Raw genomic sequence first — 16,906 nt, forward strand, 5'->3', positions numbered from 1 at the left:
CTCGGGTTTGAGTTGGCAAGCAGTCTCGGCCGGACAGGCAGGGCTTTCGCCCCTCAAATCGACTACGGGCAAGCACCATGAAAAAAGCCAACGACAGGCATTGGCTTTCACTGGCAGAGCAGAAGCATCAAGCGATCCATGGACAAGCGCCTGGGGTTTACTTGCCCAGAATCTGATCGATCTTGTCCTTCTGGAATGCCTCGGGTCGTTCGGACTCGCAGGGCACACAGTCCTTGACATGGCCTTGAATCGAGAGCTTCTCGATGGCGGCCCACAGCAGTGCAATCTGCTTTTCATGGCCGGCAGCGCCTTCGGACAGAGAGCGCATGGCCTGGGCCACGGGATCGACTTCGGCCGTCACGCCATAGGCGGTGAAGCCGCTCTTGCCGCAATCCTCGTCAATCACGACAGCCGTTTGCGCCTTGGCCTCGACCTTGGGTGCCGACTCATGCTCGGTCACATCGGCGCTATGTCCGGTCTTGCTGGGAATGATGCGCGCCGGAATGCCCACGGCAGTCGCACCTGCAGGCACGGGCTTGATGACCACGGCATTGCTGCCTATCTTGGCACCATCGCCTACCTCGAAGCCGCCCAGCACCTTGGCGCCGGCACTGACCACCACATTCTTGCCCAGCGTAGGGTGGCGCTTGGCGCCCTTGTAGAGCGAGGTACCGCCCAAGGTGACACCGTGATAGATGGTGCAGCCATCGCCCACCACGGCGGTTTCGCCGATCACGACACCCATGCCGTGATCGATGAAGACCTCGCGACCAATGACGGCACCGGGGTGGATTTCAATGCCGGTGAACCAGCGCCCCATGTGCGAGATGAAGCGCCCCAGCCATTTGAAGCCATGCGTCCAGCACCAGTGCGCAGGGCGCTGCAGCCAGATGGCGTGCAGCCCCGGATAACAGGTGATGACCTCCCAGGTGCTGCGGGCCGCGGGGTCGCGGTCAAGAATGCACTGGATGTCGGAGCGCAGGCGATCAAGCATCAAATAACAACGTGAGGAATGTTTAGCTTGTGAAGTCTAGCGGGTTGGTGGCTGGCTCTGCAGCATGGCTTTGGCAACACCGCGAAGAATATGGATTTCTTCCTGGGTCAGCTGCGCGCGGTTGAAAAGCTGGTTAAGCCTGGGCATGAGCTTCTTGGGCGCTGCCGGGTCCAGAAAGCCGATATGGGCCAGGGCCTGTTCCCAGTGGCCCAGCATGCCCTGCACCTGGGCCATGTCGGCGCGATGCGCCTCGGGCGTGTGCTCCACCACGGGAAAACCACCCAGTGCCACGCGCCAGTCATAGGCAACGACCTGAATGGCCGAGCCCAGATTGAGCGAGCCGAACTGCGGATTGGACGGAATCGACAGCGCCACATCGCAGCGGTAGACATCGTCGTTGCTCATGCCAAAGCGCTCGCAACCGAACAGAAAGGCCACGCCCTTCTGGTTGCAGGCCGCACCGGATGTGGGTAGGTTATCGGTCAGACCTGCGTCCACTTCAGACACAGAGCGTGTATCGAGCTCTCCTTTCAGGAGCAACTCGAAATGCTCGCGCGGAGTGCGTGTAGGCGGGCCGAAGTCGCGTGGCGTCATCGCCGTCGCGCACATATGGCTGATGCCGTCCAGGGCTTCCTCCAGGGTGTCGACCACGCGGGCCTTGTCCAGCACATCCAGTGCGCCACTGGCACGCTGAATGGTTTCTTCCTTGCGCAGCACGTTCTTGTAGCGCGGGCGCACCAGCACCAGGTCGTCGAAGCCCATGGTCTTGAGCGCTCGGGCAGCCGCGCCCACATTGCCGGCATGGCTGGTTTCAATCAGTACGAATCGGGTTTTCATCAACGCAGAACAATGCAAAAGGCCCCACTTGTGGCCTTGATAAGACAGCAGACTACGCGGCCAGCTCTCTCTGGCATCCGCAAGCGCCGCAGAGAAGACCCTCGGGTCGCCGGGACGAACAAGCAAAAAAAGCGCAGCCTGGGTAGAATTGCACCCATTGTCGCCGCCCCGCATCGCCGGTCGCGGCTTTTACGTTCTTACCCGCGTAGTTCAGCCCAGTTTTGCTCCGGGCTGCATCGCCAACGCACTCACAATTTATGTCGAACTCCCTGCACCCCATGCTCAACGTGGCCATCAAGGCTGCTCGCGCCGCTGGCGCCCTCATCAACCGTGCCGCACTGGATGTGGAATCGGTGCGCGTTGCGCAAAAGCAGGTGAACGACTTTGTGACCGAGGTAGACCAGGCGGCCGAGCGCATCATCATTGAGACGCTGCTCAACGCCTACCCCCAGCATTCCATCCTGGCCGAAGAATCGGGCAGCGAGCATGGTGCCAAGAACTCCGACCATGTCTGGATCATCGATCCCCTGGACGGCACCACCAACTTCATCCACGGCTTCCCCGTGTACTGCGTGAGCATCGCCCTTGCCTACAAGGGCAAGATCGAGCACGCCGTGATCTATGACCCCAGCCGCAACGACCTGTTCACGGCAACCAAGGGCCGTGGAGCCTATCTGAACGAGCGCCGCATCCGCGTCTCCAAGCGCACCCAGCTGCGTGATTGCCTGATCTCCACGGGCTTCCCCTTCCGCCGTGGCGACAACTTCAAGCAATACATGCTGATGCTGGGCGAAGTCATGCAGCGCACCGCCGGCGTGCGTCGCCCCGGCTCCGCCGCCCTGGACCTGGCCTATGTGGCTGCCGGCTTTGCCGACGGCTTCTTTGAGTCCGGCCTGTCCATCTGGGACGTGGCTGCCGGTTCTCTGCTGGTCAGCGAAGCCGGTGGTCTGGTGGGCAACTTCACGGGTGAAGCCGACTTCCTGGAACAACGCGAAATCCTGGCCGCCAACCCACGCATCTATGGTTCGCTGATTCCCGTGCTGGGCAAGTTCAGCAAGTTCGCCACCGCTGGCGAAAAAGCGGCTGTGCGTCAGGCAGTCAAGACTGGCGAATTCGAAGCCCCCGCCGAAGAAGGTGCAAAGGCGGTGGCCGAAGAAGGCCAGAAGAACGCAGAATAAAAAAGGCGGTCGCCCCACGACTGCGGAAAGGGCCTGGTCCGGTGGACCGGGCCCTTTTTTTATGCCGCCAGGCCGCCCCCAGGCAATAAACACTCCTTGGGGGCCGAGTCCACAAGCAGTGGACAAGCGCTGGAGGTGTACGTCTCTCCACAGAATCCACAAACTCCCGGTCCAAAATCTGCCCGACGACAAATGGGCAGAACAATATGATGGACTTCTTCAGCCAGCATTGGGCGCTGGCCATTGACTGGGTTTCCGTGCATGCGGTGACTCCCGTGGTCAACGCACTCCATATTGCAGAGGCAGCAGGCGATCCGCGCGAGATAGCCGCCGGCATCCTGATCGCGCTGCTGCAGCTGTTTCTGATCGGCTGTGTGATGCGGCCGCTGGAGAGTCTGCTTCCCGCCGAACGCTGGGCCGACCGCCGCCACACCACGGTGGACCGCAACTACACCCTGCTCATGCTGCTGGGCCTGTTTCCGCTGTTCAGCTTTTTGATCCTCATGCCGGTCGCCCATATGCTGGGCGGCGGGCCTGCCACCGAGGAGGCCAGCGGCCTCAAGGCCTGGCTGCCCTGGTTTGAAGGCCACCCCTATATATTGTTTGCCGTGTACTACGTGGTCTACGACTTCACGTATTACTGGATGCACCGCGCCCAGCACGTCATTCCCTGGTGGTGGGCCATGCACAGCATGCACCACAGCCAGCGCCAGATGAGCTGCTGGAGCAATGATCGCAGCAACTATCTGGACGGCATGCTGCAAAGCTTTGTGCTGGCCAGCGTAGGTCTGGCCATGGGCGTGGAGCCCTCCGAGTTCGCCATGCTGGGCTTGCTCAGCGAGCTGGTGCAGAACTTCTCCCATGCCAACGTAGCGCTGCGTCTGGGCTGGCTGGGCCAAATGGGCGAGCGCCTGCTGGTCGGCCCACGCTTTCACCGCAACCACCATATGCTGCGCGATGCCGAGCGCCCCGAGCGCCACAACTGCAACTTCGGCCAGGTTCTGCCCTGGTGGGATCAGTTGTTCGGCACCGCCCTCTATCACGACGAGGAACTACGCCCCACGGGCGTGAGCGACCCCGAGGTCGATGCCGACAACGAGCGCGGCCTGATCGCCATGCAGTGGTACACCTTGAAGCGCTTCTGGGGAGCCTTCAGTTGCCGCGCGGGCTGGAGGCTGGGCGATGTGTCCTTCGGCCCGGGCTACCGCCCCATTCATGACGACGATCAAGGCTTTGGCTCTCAATCCGAGCAAGGCGTGCAGACGGCCTCTGCCAAATAGCCAAAAAACAGCCATGCCCCCTGCTATTGGGCATCACGGATAATGCAGCATTCGGCGCCCGCCCAGCACCGGCGCGGCGCCCCCTGTTTTGCATACCGCTGAAGCGATGACCCAGACAAGCACAGAATCCCCGTCGCTGCCCTACTCCCCAGACATGACTGACCTCTCGGCGCATACGCCGATGATGCAGCAGTACTTCAAGCTCAAAGCCGACCACCCCGACACGCTGGTTTTCTACCGCATGGGTGACTTTTACGAGCTGTTCTTTGGCGATGCCGAAAAAGTCACGCGCCTGCTGGACATCACGCTGACCACGCGCGGCCAGACCGCAGGCCAGCCCATTCCCATGGCCGGCGTACCTTTCCACGCCCTGGAAAACTATCTGGGCCGCCTGATCAAGATGGGCGAGTCGGTGGCGATCTGCGAGCAGGTCGGCGAAATCGGCGTGGGCAAGGGTCCGGTGGAGCGCAAGGTCGTGCGCGTGGTCACGCCCGGCACACTGACGGATAGCGAGCTGCTCTCCGACAAGAGCGAAGCCATTTTGCTGGCCCTGCACACCGCCGGCCGCCAGCGCGTGGGACTGGCCTGGATGGCCATGACCCAGGGCCGCATTCACATGGCCGAATGCGCGGCCGATGAACTGGGCGCCTGGCTGTCGCGCATCGCGCCCAGCGAAGTGATCTACAGCGCCGGTGTCACCGAGCGCTTCGAGCAAGCCCTGTTTGCCGTCAAGCACAGCGGCGCCATCAGTTGCCCTCTGTCACCCCGCCCTGACTGGCAGTTTGACTCGGGTCTGGGCGAGCGCAAGCTGCTGGAGCTGCTGGGCGCGGCCAGCCTCAAGGCCTGGGAGGCCGAGGGTCTGCCGCTGGCCCATGGTGCCGGTGCCGCCCTGCTGTCCTATGCCGAACATACCCAGGGCCGCAATCTCACCCATATCCACGCCATCCAGGTGCAGCGTGACGACGAGCTGATTGCCCTGCCGCTGGCCACACGCCGCAATCTGGAGCTGGTCAAGACGCTGCGCGGCGAAGATGCGCCCACGCTGTTTTCGCTGCTGGACAGCTGCATGACCGGCATGGGCAGCCGCCTGCTCAAGACCTGGCTGCTGGAGCCCGAACGCAATCGCAAGGCCGCCATGCAACGCCTGGAAGCGATTGGCGTGCTGCGCGGCACCGGGGCAGGCATGGCCCCCTGGCAAGCCCTGCGCGCCGAGCTCAAGGGCGTGAGCGATGTGGAGCGCATTACCGCCCGCATCGCCCTGCGCCAGGTGCGCCCGCGCGAGCTGGTGGGCCTGTCCAAAACACTGGAAAAAGCGAAGCTGCTGGCACAGTCCGGACAGGCTCCGTCGGCCTATCTGACGCAGATCTTCAGCGACCTGATTCCGCCCGAAGGCTGTGCCGAGCTGCTGGCGCGCGCTATTCATGAAGAGCCCGCAGCGCTGGTGCGGGACGGCGGCGTGATCGCCACGGGCTTCGACGCCGAACTCGACGAGCTGCGCGCCATCCAGAACAACTGCGACGAGTTTCTGCTGGAGCTGGAGGCCAAGGAAAAGCTGCTCACCGGCATTCCCAACCTGCGCGTGCAGTTCAACAAGGTGCATGGCTTCTATATCGAGGTCACCAACAGCTACAAGGATGCGGTACCCGAGCGTTTTCGCCGCCGCCAGACGCTCAAGAACGCCGAGCGTTACATCACGCCCGAGCTCAAGGCTTTCGAGGACAAGGCCTTGTCGGCCCAGGAGCGAGCGCTGCAGCGCGAGAAGTTCCTGTTCGAGCAGCTGCTCGACCAGCTTCAGCCCCATGTGCCCCAGCTCACGCGCGTGGCCCAGGCGATTGCCGCACTGGACGTTCTGTGCACGCTGGCCGAGCGCTCTCTGACGCTGAACTGGGCCGAGCCGCAGTTCGTCAGCCAGCCCTGCATAGAGATCGAGGCTGGCCGCCACCCCGTGGTGGAGGCACGCATGGCCGAGACCTCCAGCGGCAGCTTCATCGCCAACCACACGCGCATGAATCTCAACACGCGCATGCAGATCATCACCGGCCCGAACATGGGCGGCAAATCGACCTATATGCGCCAGGTGGCCTTGATCGTGCTGCTGGCCAGCATGGGCAGCTATGTGCCCGCCAGCGCCTGCCGCCTGGGGCCCATCGATGCCATCCACACGCGTATCGGCGCCGCCGACGATCTGGCCAATGCCCAGTCCACCTTCATGATGGAGATGACCGAGGCCGCGCAGATTCTGCATTCGGCCACGCCCCACTCCCTGGTGCTGATGGACGAGATCGGTCGCGGCACCAGCACCTTCGACGGACTGGCCCTGGCCAGCGGCATTGCCAGCCAGCTGCACGACAAGACCAAGGCGTTCACGCTGTTTGCCACGCACTACTTCGAGCTGACCGAGCTGCCCGCCAAGGCCAAGGCCGCCGTCAACGTGCATGTCAGCGCAGCGGAGTCGGGCAGCGACATCGTGTTTCTGCACGAGATTCAGGCCGGCCCCGCCAGTCGCAGCTACGGTATCCAGGTCGCCAAGCTGGCCGGCATGCCCGCTGGCGTTCTCAACCATGCGCGCCATGCGCTTGAGGCACTCGAATCCCAGGCCGGCGAGAACGAGCTGCAGGTCAATCTGTTCGATGCGCCGGAGCTGGTGGACGCTAGCGCCGCGCCCAGCCCGCTGGACCAGGCCATGGCCGACGTCAACCCCGATGCGCTGAGCCCGCGTGAAGCGCTGGAAGTGCTCTACCAGCTCAAGAAGCTGAGCACCGGCACCGCCTAAGAACACGTTCCAAGCCTTGCGGACTCAAGCCCGGGCCTGATCTCTTCAGGCCCGGCTTGCATTCAGGCCTCCAGCAGTTGCTTTTGCGGCTGCTGCACGGACAGGCTGCGCTGCGGTACTTCGCCCAGCTTGAAGGCAGACACCTCGCCCATCAGGCGTGCGGCCTGCTCGCGCAGGCTGGTCGCTGCAGCGGCCGACTGCTCGACCAGGGCTGAGTTCTGCTGCGTGGCATCGTCCAGCCCGGCCACGGACTGGTTGATCTCGGCAATGCCGCGCCCCTGGGTCTGCGAAGCATCGCTGATCTCCTCGATGATCCGCGTCACCCTGGCCACGGCGTCCAGCAACTCCTGCATGGTGGCGCCCGCATGCACCACCTGCTGCGATCCGCTGCCCACCTGGGTCACGGAGTCGGTGATGAGCTGGCGCACTTCCCTTGCAGCTTCGGCCGAGCGCTGGGCCAGGCTGCGCACCTCGGCCGCCACCACGGAAAAGCCACGGCCCTGCTCGCCGGCACGCGCGGCCTCCACGGCTGCGTTCAGCGCCAGGATATTGGTCTGGAAGGCGATGGAGTCGATCACGCCGATGATGTCGGCAATCTTGCGCGACGAGTGGTTGATGCCCTCCATGGTCACCACCACTTGCTGGAAAGCCGTTCCGCCGCGCTCGGCCACGCCGCGCGCCGACTGCGCCAGCTCGCCCGCACTGCGCGTGGCCTCGGTATTGGCCTGCACGCTGTCCGTCAGCACCGACAGCGATGCCGCCGTCTGCTGCAAGGCACTGGCCGCCTGCTCGGTGCGCTGACTCAGGTCCTGGTTGCCCTGGGCCACCTCGGAGCTGGCCACGGAAATCGAATCGGCGGCCTGGCGCACAGCCCCAACCATGCGCTCCAGCGACGAGACAAAGCGGTTGAAGGCCGAGGCCAGCGCCCCCACCTCGTCATTGCTCTCCACCGGCATGCGACGGCTCAGATCGCCATGGCCGTCGGCAATCTCCTCCAGCATGCGCGCCGCGCGCCCCACGGGTGCGGCAATCGCCCGGCTCACCAGCCAGATCACCAGCAGACCTATGCCGCCGCCCACCAGGCCGGCCACGGCCGAGGTCAGCGCAATGGTTCGCCGCACGCCGCCCAGCACCTGGGCCTCGGGCAGCTCGGCAATCACGTACAGATCCAGCTCGGGCACATAGGAGGAAGCAATCAGCTGCCGGCCCGACGGCGCCTCGTACATGGCATGGGCAAAGCGCTCGCGGTTCAGCAGCGCAGCGCTGAGCTCGGCGCTGAAACCGGGCCGGTCCTTGAGCCAGTGCTTGCCGTCCACCAGCGCCGGGTCGCGGTGCACGAGAATGCTGCCGTTGCCGCGCACCAGGGAGACCGAACCGGACTCGCCCACCTGGTAGGCACGCACGGCCTGCGCCAACTCATCCACCGACAGGCCCAGGCCCGCAATGCCCTGCCTGCCCTGGCCCGCATCGAAGCGGACATTGATGAACAGCATATAGGCGTTGGAGCTGACGTCCTTGTCGATCTCCAGCACCTGCGACTTGTCCCCGGCCAGCAGCTCATAGAACCATTGGTCACCCTGGCCCTTGGGCGCCAGCTTGCGCATCGGTCCCTGCTCGCCGAAATACTGGCCCGTGCTGCCCGAGACCCAGAACACCGATGAGGCCCCGGCCTGCTGCTTGACGGCCTGGGCGTATCTGGCCCACGCGGCATTGCCATCCTCGGGCTCGCCCGCGGCCTCCCAGTCCAGCACAAAGCTGTTGCCGGCCACCGATCTGGCCATGGCCAGCGGCGTGCCGATCTGGCGCAGTATGTCGTTGCGGATCTCCCCCACCACGGCCGGAAGCTCCTGCCCCACCACACGTTCGCGCAGGCTGGCGCCCGTCAGCACAAAACCCAGCGCCGTGGAAATCGCCACGAACAGCAGCAGGCAGCTCACCATGCTGGACATGAGCTTGGTCCGTATCGACAGGTTGCGAAATGCGTGCATGGGAGTCCCTCTTCTAACCAGCTGTAAGCAAGTGTTCGATCAAGGGGCGGCATCTTCTCACGCATCCCGGGCGTGCATCTCAGGGACTTCCTCAGCCCGGCCCCGCAGCCGTGCCTGGGCAGGGCATCGGCAACAGTTACAGGGCCGCCAACGGCACTATTAAAACCCTTCTAAAATCGCGTTGCAGCCTGCGTTTACAGCTATACATTCAGAAGCACTCGACGCTTGCTGCATCTGGTGTTCATACGTTTTTCATTATTGTCTCTATCACCCATGACATACTGCGTCGCCCTCAAGCTCAACGCCGGCCTGGTGTTTCTGTCCGACTCCCGCACCAATGCCGGACTCGACCAGATCAGCACCTTCCGCAAAGTCATGCTGTATGAGCAACCGGGCGAGCGCTTCATGGTGCTGCAATCTGCCGGCAATCTGTCCATCACCCAGTCGGTGCGCGAGCTGCTGGAGAGCTTTCAGCTGCACGACACGACCACGGACGAGATGCTGACCATCTGGAATGTGCGCAGCATGTTCGATGCCGCGCGCGTGCTGGGCGCGGCCGTGCGCCATGTGCATGAGCGCGAAGCCACGGCGCTGCAGCGCGCCGGGGTGGACTTCAATGTCTCCATGATTTTTGGCGGCCAGATCCAGGGCGAGCGCATGCGCCTGTTCCAGGTCTATTCGGCGGGCAACTTCATCGAGGCCACGGGCGAGACGCCCTACTTCCAGATCGGCGAATCCAAGTACGGCAAGCCCGTGCTGGACCGCGTCATCACCTCCGAGACCCCGCTGGACGAGGCCGCCAAGTGCGCGCTGGTGTCCATGGACAGCACGCTCAAGTCCAACCTCTCGGTGGGCCTGCCGCTGGATCTGATCGTCTACGAGAACAACCGCTTCGCCACGGACCGCATTGTCTGCCTGGACGCCGACAACCCCTATCTGCGCATGCTGCACGACAGCTGGGGCGAGCGCCTGCGCCATGTCTTCGATAGCATCGACGATCCGGCCTGGGACGGCGGCCAGACCGACACGCCGATTCGCATCCACAGCCCGCGCGCCCATCCTCTGGTCAAAGTGGGAGCACCTGCTGCATCACGCTCGGCCCATGGACTGGGTGCAGGCAATATTCCGCCCGCCGCGCTGCGCCAGCCCGTGGTGCCGGCTCAGGCTGGCCTGAGCATGGCCGATGAATACCAGCGCCTGCAGACGGCAGAGGAGCAGGCGCGCATGCAAAGACAGGCAGGCCTTTCAAGGCGCTAAACTGATCGACGCTCCGACGCCCCTTTGGGGCGTTTTTCATATCCAGCCCGCCTCTCATGTCCCAGCCCACTGCAACAACCGGCAAGCCCAACACCCTGCCCGTGGTCTTCGCGCACGCCAACAGCTTTCCCATAGGCACCTATCGCCTGCTGTTTTCTCTGCTGCGCCAGCGCGGCATCGAAGCCGGCGGCGTGCAGCGCTTCGGCCACGACCCTCTGCATCCCGTCACCAATCACTGGCCGCATCTGGTGGACGAGCTGATCGAATACATCGAGCAGCAGGTCGAGCGGCACGGCCAGCCGGTCTATCTGGTGGGCCACTCGTTGGGCGGCATTCTGAGTTTTCAGGCCGCCTCCAAACGCCCCGATCTGGCGCGCGGCGTGCTGCTCATCGACTCGCCCCTGCTGGGCGGCTGGAAGGCGAACGCCGTGGGCCTGGCCAAGCAGACGCAGATCGTGGCCTCGGTCTCCCCCGGCAAGATCAGCCAGCGCCGACGCACCACCTGGGCCAGCAACGAGGAGGCGCTGGAGTACTTTCGCAGCAAGAAGGCCTTTGCCCAGTGGCACCCGCAGGTGCTGCAGGACTATGTGCAGCACGGCCTGGAGGACGACCAGGGCAAGCGCAGCCTGCTGTTCAGGCGCGAGGTGGAAACCGCCATCTACAACACCCTGCCCAGCAATCTCAACAACCAGCTCAAGCGTCACCCGGTGCGCTGCCCGGTGGCCTTCATCGGCGGTCGCTCGTCGGTGGAGATGCGCCAGGTGGGCATGGAGATGACGCAGCGCATCACCCGCGGGCGCATCACCATGCTGGACGGCGGCCATCTGTTTCCCATGGAGCGGCCCGAGGCCACCGCCGCCGCCATCGAGGCTTCGCTGCTCAATATGGAGCAGACCATTTTGCAGAAATCTGCTGGCAGTACTCACAAATAAGTAGCATCTTGCGCTTTTCAGATAACAATCTAAGCATCAAAACTATCTGAAATTCAATCAGAACAAGCGCTGCAAGCTATTAAAAAAGCCGCTTGCTATCACGCAAGCGGCTTTTTTGTGGGCAGCGCCAAGCCGCTCAATGGTGCCAGTCGACGATGCCGGTATAGGCGGTCACCAGCACGATGATGCCGAAAACGATGCGGTACCAGGCAAAGGGCACAAAGCTGTTGGTGGAGATAAAGCGCAGCAGCCAGCGCACGCACAGCCAGGCACTGATGAACGAGAAGATCAGGCCCACGGCAAACAGAGGCACATCCGCCATGGACAGCAGCGCGCGCTCCTTGTAGAGGCTGTAGACGCCCGCGCCGATCAGCGTGGGCATGGCCAGGAAGAACGAGAAGTCCGTGGCGGCCTTGCGCGACAGGCCCATGAGCATGCCGCCGATGATGGTGGAGCCGCTGCGGCTGGTGCCGGGCACCAGGGCAAAGCACTGCACCAGACCGACCTTGAGCGCATCGAGAGCCGTCATATCGTCCACCGACTGCACGCGGGTGGCAGCGGCAGGGCGGTTCTCGGCCCAGAGGATCACAAAGCCGCCGAGGATGAAGGTGGTCGCCACGATGACCGGCGTGAACAGATGCTCCTGCACATATTTGCCGAACAGCAGCGCCAGCACCACGGCAGGCAAAAAGCCGATGATGACGTTGAGCGCGAACTTCTGTGCCTGGCGGCTGCTGGGCAACTCCACCAGCGTGTCCCGGATCTTCTGCCAGTACACCAGCATCACGGCAAAGATGGCGCCGGTCTGGATCGCAATCTCAAACACCTTGGCCTTGCCTCCGACAAAACCCATCAGCGAACCCGCCAGGATCAGGTGGCCGGTTGAGGAAATCGGCAAGAACTCGGTCAGCCCTTCCACAATGCCCATGATGGCGGCCTTGACCAGCAATAAAGTATCCACGCGAATCGTCCTTTGGATGCAGGGTTGAAGCAAAGCCGCCCATTATCCGCTCGCCATTTTCCCGCTCGCGCTCACAAGACCTTTTCCGCCCGCCAATCGACAGACAATCGCAAACTTTTACAAGACATGGCTTGTGGTGATGGGCAAAGTCACGCGCCTGTGCTGCAATAGCTGCGCGCCGGTTGTCGGCGTTTTTTCAAAAATCACACCATCATGAAAAAATTTGTGGTCCTGGCTGTCGTGTCCCTGGCCTGCAGCATGAGCATGGCTGCCGGCGACAAGCCCAAAACCGCCCAGCAGCAGCTCATGGGCACCTGCAACACTGAAGCCACCGGCAAAAAAGGCGATGAACGCAAGGAGTTCATGAAGTCCTGCCTGTCCGACGGCAAGAAGCGTCAGCAGGAACGCATGAAGAGCTGTAATGCCGACGCCGCCGGCAAAAAGGGCGACGAGCGCAAGGCCTTCATGAGCGAGTGCCTGAAGAAGGACTGAGCCGCCTTAGCGGCTTTGCAGCTTCCGCGCTGCGCGCAATGCACAAAGCCACCGCAAGGTGGCTTTGTGGTTTCAGGCGGAGGCAGCGGCCGAGGCCGTTCGCCGGGCGCGGCGTTTTTTCCACCAGATGATGACGCCGGTGATGGACAGCATGGCCACCATCACGCCGACCACCGATATCAGCACACGCCCGAAGGTGCCCAGGATGCGGCCGCTATGCAGCGGCAGCTGCAGTTGCACGAAGACATCGGCTCCCGTGCCGTGCCAGGGGCGATAGCTGCCCAGCACCTCGCCGCTTTCCGAGCTCACGTAGACATTGGACAGCCCCATGCCCATGACCCCGGTCTCGTCATCGGGATCGAAGAAGGACACGTTGTAGAACGGGAAATCCCCGCCATACCAGATGCCGCCGGCCTCGGTCTTGATGCCCAGCCGCACCGCCTCCTTGCGTGCGATCTCAATGGCCGTGGCAAAACCGATCTTAGGCTCGATAAAGCTGCCCAGAGGTGCCGGCTTGAGCGTCTCGTAGGGGCCGGGCGTGGTGGTCGACACCTTGCTCATCACGGGATAGAACACCTCGCGGTAGAGATTGATCGAGAACGAGGTGAAGGCCACGATGACGATTACCCCCCAGACCCACAGCGCACCTGCGCGGTGCAGGTCGAAATTGAGCTTGTAGGCACCGGCGCCCCAGCGTATGCGCCAGGACGGCATCCAGCGCGCCCACCAGGACTTGCCGCCAGCCTTGGCGGGCGCGTCCTGCGCCACGGCCGCAGCCACCTTCCTCTTCACGGGCAGGGTCAGCACCAGCGCCCAGAAGCTGTCGGCCAGCCACAGCAGTGCGAGACCGCCCATGAACCAGTAGCCCCAGCGGTTGCTGCCCGCAAACGTTGGACTGAGCAGGCTTTCATGCAGATGGCGCAGCCAGGGCATGAGATTGCGCCAGCTCAGGGCCAGGCTCTTGGAGTCACGGTGGCCGGTGATGACTCCCGTCACCGGGTCCACGAACACCGTGTTGTAGCCCAGCACATGGGGCTTGTCCGTGGCCTGGTCCACCAGCGGGCGCACCAGAAAGGAAGCCGCCTCGCCCTCGCGCAGGCCCAGGCTCATATACGAGATCTCGGCGCGCGCATCGGCTGCCTGCACGGCCTGGGCCAGTTGCAGCGGCGTCTGCAGCGGGCCGCGTCCCGGCGTGTGCAGCATGTCGGCATTGAGCCAGTCGTCGATTTCATGATCCCACGAGAGCACCGCTCCCGTGAGACCGGTCATGACCAGGAAGGCCGCGAGAAACAGGCCGACCCAGCGATGAACCACGGTCCACAGAGCTCGCATCAGAAGTCCACGCTGGCGGTCAGCGAGAAGGTACGCGGCGCGCCCTGCACCAGATAGCCGTTGGTGGCATAACCGCCGACCGAGGCCCAGTAGTTGCGGTTGGCCACGTTGTCCACGCGTGCATTCAGGGTCACCAGCTTGCCGCCGACGTCCATCAGATAGCGGGCGCCCAGGTCAAAGCGGGTCCAGGCCGGCACGCGCTGGCTGTTGCCGGCATTGGCGTACTGCGCGCCGGTATACATCAGCCGCGCATTCAATGCCAGGCCGTGCACGCCCGGCACGTCCCAGTCAGCGCCGATATTGGCCTGGCTGCGGGGCACGCCCACCACGCGCTTGCCATCATTGGCGCCACTCGCCGTGGTCAGGTATTTTGCGTCCAGCAGAGTCAGGCCGCCGAGCAAGCGCAGGCCCTTGACGGGCTCGCCGAACACATTGAACTCCAGACCGCGATTGCGCTGCTTGCCGAACACGCCGTAGACATTGTTCTCCACATAGGCGCTGGGCATGCTGGTGGTGAAGAAGGAGACGCTGGCGCCGATATTGCCGCCGTCGTATTTGAGGCCTGCCTCCTTCTGGCGGGAGACATAGGGAGCGAACACCTGGCCAGCATTGCTGACCACCTGGCCTCCGTTGGTCATGGGTGCGCTACCGCCCTTGGCCAGCCCTTCGATGTAGTTGGCATAAGCCGACACCTCAGGAGTCAGCTTGAACACCAGGCCCGCCACCGGAGTCACGCGGCTCTTGTCGTAGTTGCCCGAGCTTGCGCCCGTCGTTGCATCGAAGCCGTCGACCTTGATGCTCTGGTAGCGCATGCCCACCGTCAGCAGCAGGCGCTCGTCCATGAAGCCCAGGGTATCGGCCAGCGCCAGGCTGCTGGTCTTGATGCGCTCGGTCTCGCGCGGGCTGCCCAGTATGCCGCCCAGCCCGGTATAGCCAGGCGCAGGCAGGGCCACCGGGTTGTAGATGTTGTTGCTCTGGCCGGTTGCGTAGTTATAGCCCCAGGCATTGCGCTCGCTGGAATCAAAGGCCGACAGCGAAGCCACCACCGAATGCTTGACCGAGCCGGTCTCAAACTTGCCGCGCAGGCCCAGCTCGCCGGTCTTGACGCGGTTCTTGCGCGTGTTGTCGAAGCGGTTGACCGTGGCATCGCCAGCCGCGCTGGACAGCGTCAGGCCCGACAGCGCGTTGTCCTCGCTGCCCCGGCGCATGCCCACAGCGGCCCAGCCAGTCCACTGGTCGTTGAAGTCGTACTCCCCGCGCACCGTGCCGAACAGGTCGCGGCTGTTGGAGTAGGTCCAGGGCTGTGCATAGTTGGTCTTGCTGTCCGGTGCGGCCGGAATGGGCAGATTGCCCGAAGGTGTCAGCGAGGGACGCGGCGCCGTCAGCTTGTGTTCCTGCCAGCCCAGATCGGCCGACAGGCGTGCACGGCTGCTGCGCCAATCGAGGCCCAACGAGCCGACTGTGGTGTGAACCTTCTCGCTGCTCACGCCGGAGCCGCCGCTGCGCCGCGCAAGATTCAGGCGCACACCTGCTGCATCATCGGGGCCGAAGCGGCGAGCCACATCAGCAGCCGCGTAGGCCTGCCCGCCACTGGCGCCACCCAGGGTCACACGATTGAGCGGCTCGTTGCCGGCGCGCTTGGGCACCACATTGATGAGGCCGCCCAGACCGCCACCGCTGACGCTGCCGGCGCCCGCGCCGCTGAGAAAGGCATTCGCTCCGCGAAACACCTCCACACGTTCCACGAACTCCGACGCCATGTACTGGCGCGGCACCAGACCGTACAGACCGTTATAGGCCACATCGTCGGAATACAGCACAAAGCCGCGCACAAAGTAAGCCTGCTGGAAGTTACCGAAGCCGCGTGCCGAGCGCACGCCGGCATCGTTGAGCAACACATCGCCCACGCTCTTGGCCTGCTGATCCTGAATCAGATCACTGGTATAGCTGGTAGCGGAAAACGGGGTCTCCATCATGTCCTGGTTTCCAAGCACGCCGACACGCGCGCCGCGCGCCACCTGCCCACCCGCAAAAGACTTGGCCAGACCCTGGGCCGAAGCATCGGCGCTGGCCTCCACGGTCACGGTCTGCAGGGCAGCTTCTGATTCAGTGCTGGAAGTCTGGGCAAAAACACTCTGCTGGCTGCACAGTGCGAGAGCAGCCAGGGAAATCGGTCGGAGCAGGAACATTATTAATGTTATTGAGAATGATTTTCAGAATCGTTAATTTTAATAATCAATCTCCTTTGCCGATGCCAAACACCCTGAGATCTCAACGGGATCCAGGGCAGGCTGCAAGTCCTGAAACTGCCGCGTGATATGTGTGCGCGCACAAACAAACACAGGCAAAGCCAGTACACCACTCACACCTGCTGAGGTGCAACTGGCTCCCGTGTCTGGTCACTTCGTCGCAAAGCACTGGTCGGCAGCAGGCCCGGCTTGCACAGTCATGTGCAAGCACCAGGAGCCAGCCATGACACTCACACCTCTGATTGCCTTTCACATGGGTTGCGCCATCGCAGCCACCTTGACCGGAGCCACTGCACTCTGGGCCAGGCGCCAGGCCGGCCCGCTGCCCTGGCTGCACAGAATCGCAGGCTATGGCTTTGTGTTGCTCATGCTGGCCACCGCCATCTCCGCCTTGTTCATACGCGACTTCAAGCTGCCCAACTGGGCAGGCTTCACGCCCATTCATCTGCTGATTCCCGTGACGCTGGGCAGCCTGGCGCTGTCCTTCTGGCATCTGGCCCATCGACGCATTGCCCAGCATCGCAGCGTCATGCGCAAGCTGTACTTCGGCAGCTGCGTCGTCGCTGGACTGTTCACGCTGCTTCCGGGCCGGCTGCTCGGCAATCTGCTGTGGCAGCGATTGGCCTGATATCC

13 protein-coding genes are annotated in these 16,906 nt (G+C 63.4%); 7 read left to right on the top strand and 6 right to left on the bottom strand.

Features of this window, described 5'->3' with window-relative positions:
- Positions 1 to 157: 157 nt before the first annotated feature.
- Entirely contained in the window at positions 158 to 994 is an 837-nt protein-coding gene (gene cysE / locus MPZ60_RS18285; protein ID WP_012839329.1) for a serine O-acetyltransferase, read from the bottom strand.
- 36 nt (positions 995 to 1,030) lie between these two features.
- The gene (locus tag MPZ60_RS18290) at positions 1,031 to 1,831 is read right to left on the bottom strand and encodes an RNA methyltransferase (protein ID WP_003069345.1); all 801 of its coding nucleotides are present in this window, start codon (positions 1,829 to 1,831) and stop codon (positions 1,031 to 1,033) included.
- A 257-nt stretch (positions 1,832 to 2,088) separates the two neighbouring features.
- On the opposite strand from MPZ60_RS18290, the gene MPZ60_RS18295 reads away from it, so the two are divergent.
- From MPZ60_RS18295 to mutS, 3 genes are all read left to right on the top strand, one after another.
- Positions 2,089 to 3,009: an inositol monophosphatase family protein gene (locus MPZ60_RS18295; RefSeq protein WP_242882031.1), complete on the top strand. Its 921-nt coding sequence runs from the start codon at positions 2,089 to 2,091 to the stop codon at positions 3,007 to 3,009.
- A 206-nt stretch (positions 3,010 to 3,215) separates the two neighbouring features.
- Positions 3,216 to 4,289 carry a sterol desaturase family protein gene (locus tag MPZ60_RS18300; RefSeq protein WP_242882030.1) on the top strand — a complete coding sequence of 358 codons (1,074 nt, stop codon included), beginning with the start codon at positions 3,216 to 3,218 and terminating at the stop codon, positions 4,287 to 4,289.
- Positions 4,290 to 4,443: 154 nt separating this feature from the next.
- Positions 4,444 to 7,062 (top strand): DNA mismatch repair protein MutS, encoded by a 2,619-nt coding sequence (gene mutS / locus MPZ60_RS18305; protein ID WP_370688567.1) that lies wholly within the window; start codon positions 4,444 to 4,446, stop codon positions 7,060 to 7,062.
- 62 nt (positions 7,063 to 7,124) lie between these two features.
- On the opposite strand, the gene MPZ60_RS18310 is transcribed toward mutS, so the two are convergent.
- Positions 7,125 to 9,050 (bottom strand): methyl-accepting chemotaxis protein, encoded by a 1,926-nt coding sequence (locus MPZ60_RS18310; protein WP_034352784.1) that lies wholly within the window; start codon positions 9,048 to 9,050, stop codon positions 7,125 to 7,127.
- A gap of 273 nt (positions 9,051 to 9,323) precedes the next feature.
- Here MPZ60_RS18310 and MPZ60_RS18315 point away from each other — a divergent pair, with 273 nt between their 5' ends.
- Entirely contained in the window at positions 9,324 to 10,307 is a 984-nt protein-coding gene (locus tag MPZ60_RS18315; RefSeq protein ID WP_034352787.1) for a proteasome-type protease, read from the top strand.
- Between the two features lie 56 nt (positions 10,308 to 10,363).
- Entirely contained in the window at positions 10,364 to 11,239 is an 876-nt protein-coding gene (locus MPZ60_RS18320; RefSeq protein WP_034352790.1) for an alpha/beta fold hydrolase, read from the top strand.
- Between the two features lie 136 nt (positions 11,240 to 11,375).
- On the opposite strand, the gene MPZ60_RS18325 is transcribed toward MPZ60_RS18320, so the two are convergent.
- The gene (locus MPZ60_RS18325) at positions 11,376 to 12,200 is read right to left on the bottom strand and encodes an undecaprenyl-diphosphate phosphatase (protein WP_003069230.1); all 825 of its coding nucleotides are present in this window, start codon (positions 12,198 to 12,200) and stop codon (positions 11,376 to 11,378) included.
- Between the two features lie 213 nt (positions 12,201 to 12,413).
- Between MPZ60_RS18325 and MPZ60_RS18330 the strand changes: the two genes are divergently transcribed.
- On the top strand, positions 12,414 to 12,692 hold the full coding sequence (locus MPZ60_RS18330; RefSeq protein ID WP_003052901.1) for a PsiF family protein: 279 nt from the start codon (positions 12,414 to 12,416) through the stop codon (positions 12,690 to 12,692).
- A 72-nt stretch (positions 12,693 to 12,764) separates the two neighbouring features.
- Here the strand turns inward: MPZ60_RS18330 and MPZ60_RS18335 are convergent, their stop codons facing one another.
- Positions 12,765 to 14,024 (bottom strand): PepSY domain-containing protein, encoded by a 1,260-nt coding sequence (locus tag MPZ60_RS18335; RefSeq protein WP_034352794.1) that lies wholly within the window; start codon positions 14,022 to 14,024, stop codon positions 12,765 to 12,767.
- Positions 14,024 to 16,213 carry a TonB-dependent siderophore receptor gene (locus tag MPZ60_RS18340; protein ID WP_034352797.1) on the bottom strand — a complete coding sequence of 730 codons (2,190 nt, stop codon included), beginning with the start codon at positions 16,211 to 16,213 and terminating at the stop codon, positions 14,024 to 14,026. Before MPZ60_RS18340 ends, MPZ60_RS18335 begins: the two co-directional genes overlap by 1 nt.
- A 283-nt stretch (positions 16,214 to 16,496) precedes the next feature.
- On the opposite strand from MPZ60_RS18340, the gene MPZ60_RS18345 reads away from it, so the two are divergent.
- Positions 16,497 to 16,901, top strand: a complete 405-nt coding sequence (locus MPZ60_RS18345; RefSeq protein WP_034352920.1) for a DUF2306 domain-containing protein — start codon at positions 16,497 to 16,499, stop codon at positions 16,899 to 16,901.
- The last annotated feature ends 5 nt before the right edge of the window (positions 16,902 to 16,906 follow it).

This window comes from Comamonas sp. 7D-2 (assembly GCF_022749555.1).
GTDB classification, from domain to species: Bacteria; Pseudomonadota; Gammaproteobacteria; order Burkholderiales; family Burkholderiaceae_C; genus Comamonas; species Comamonas thiooxydans.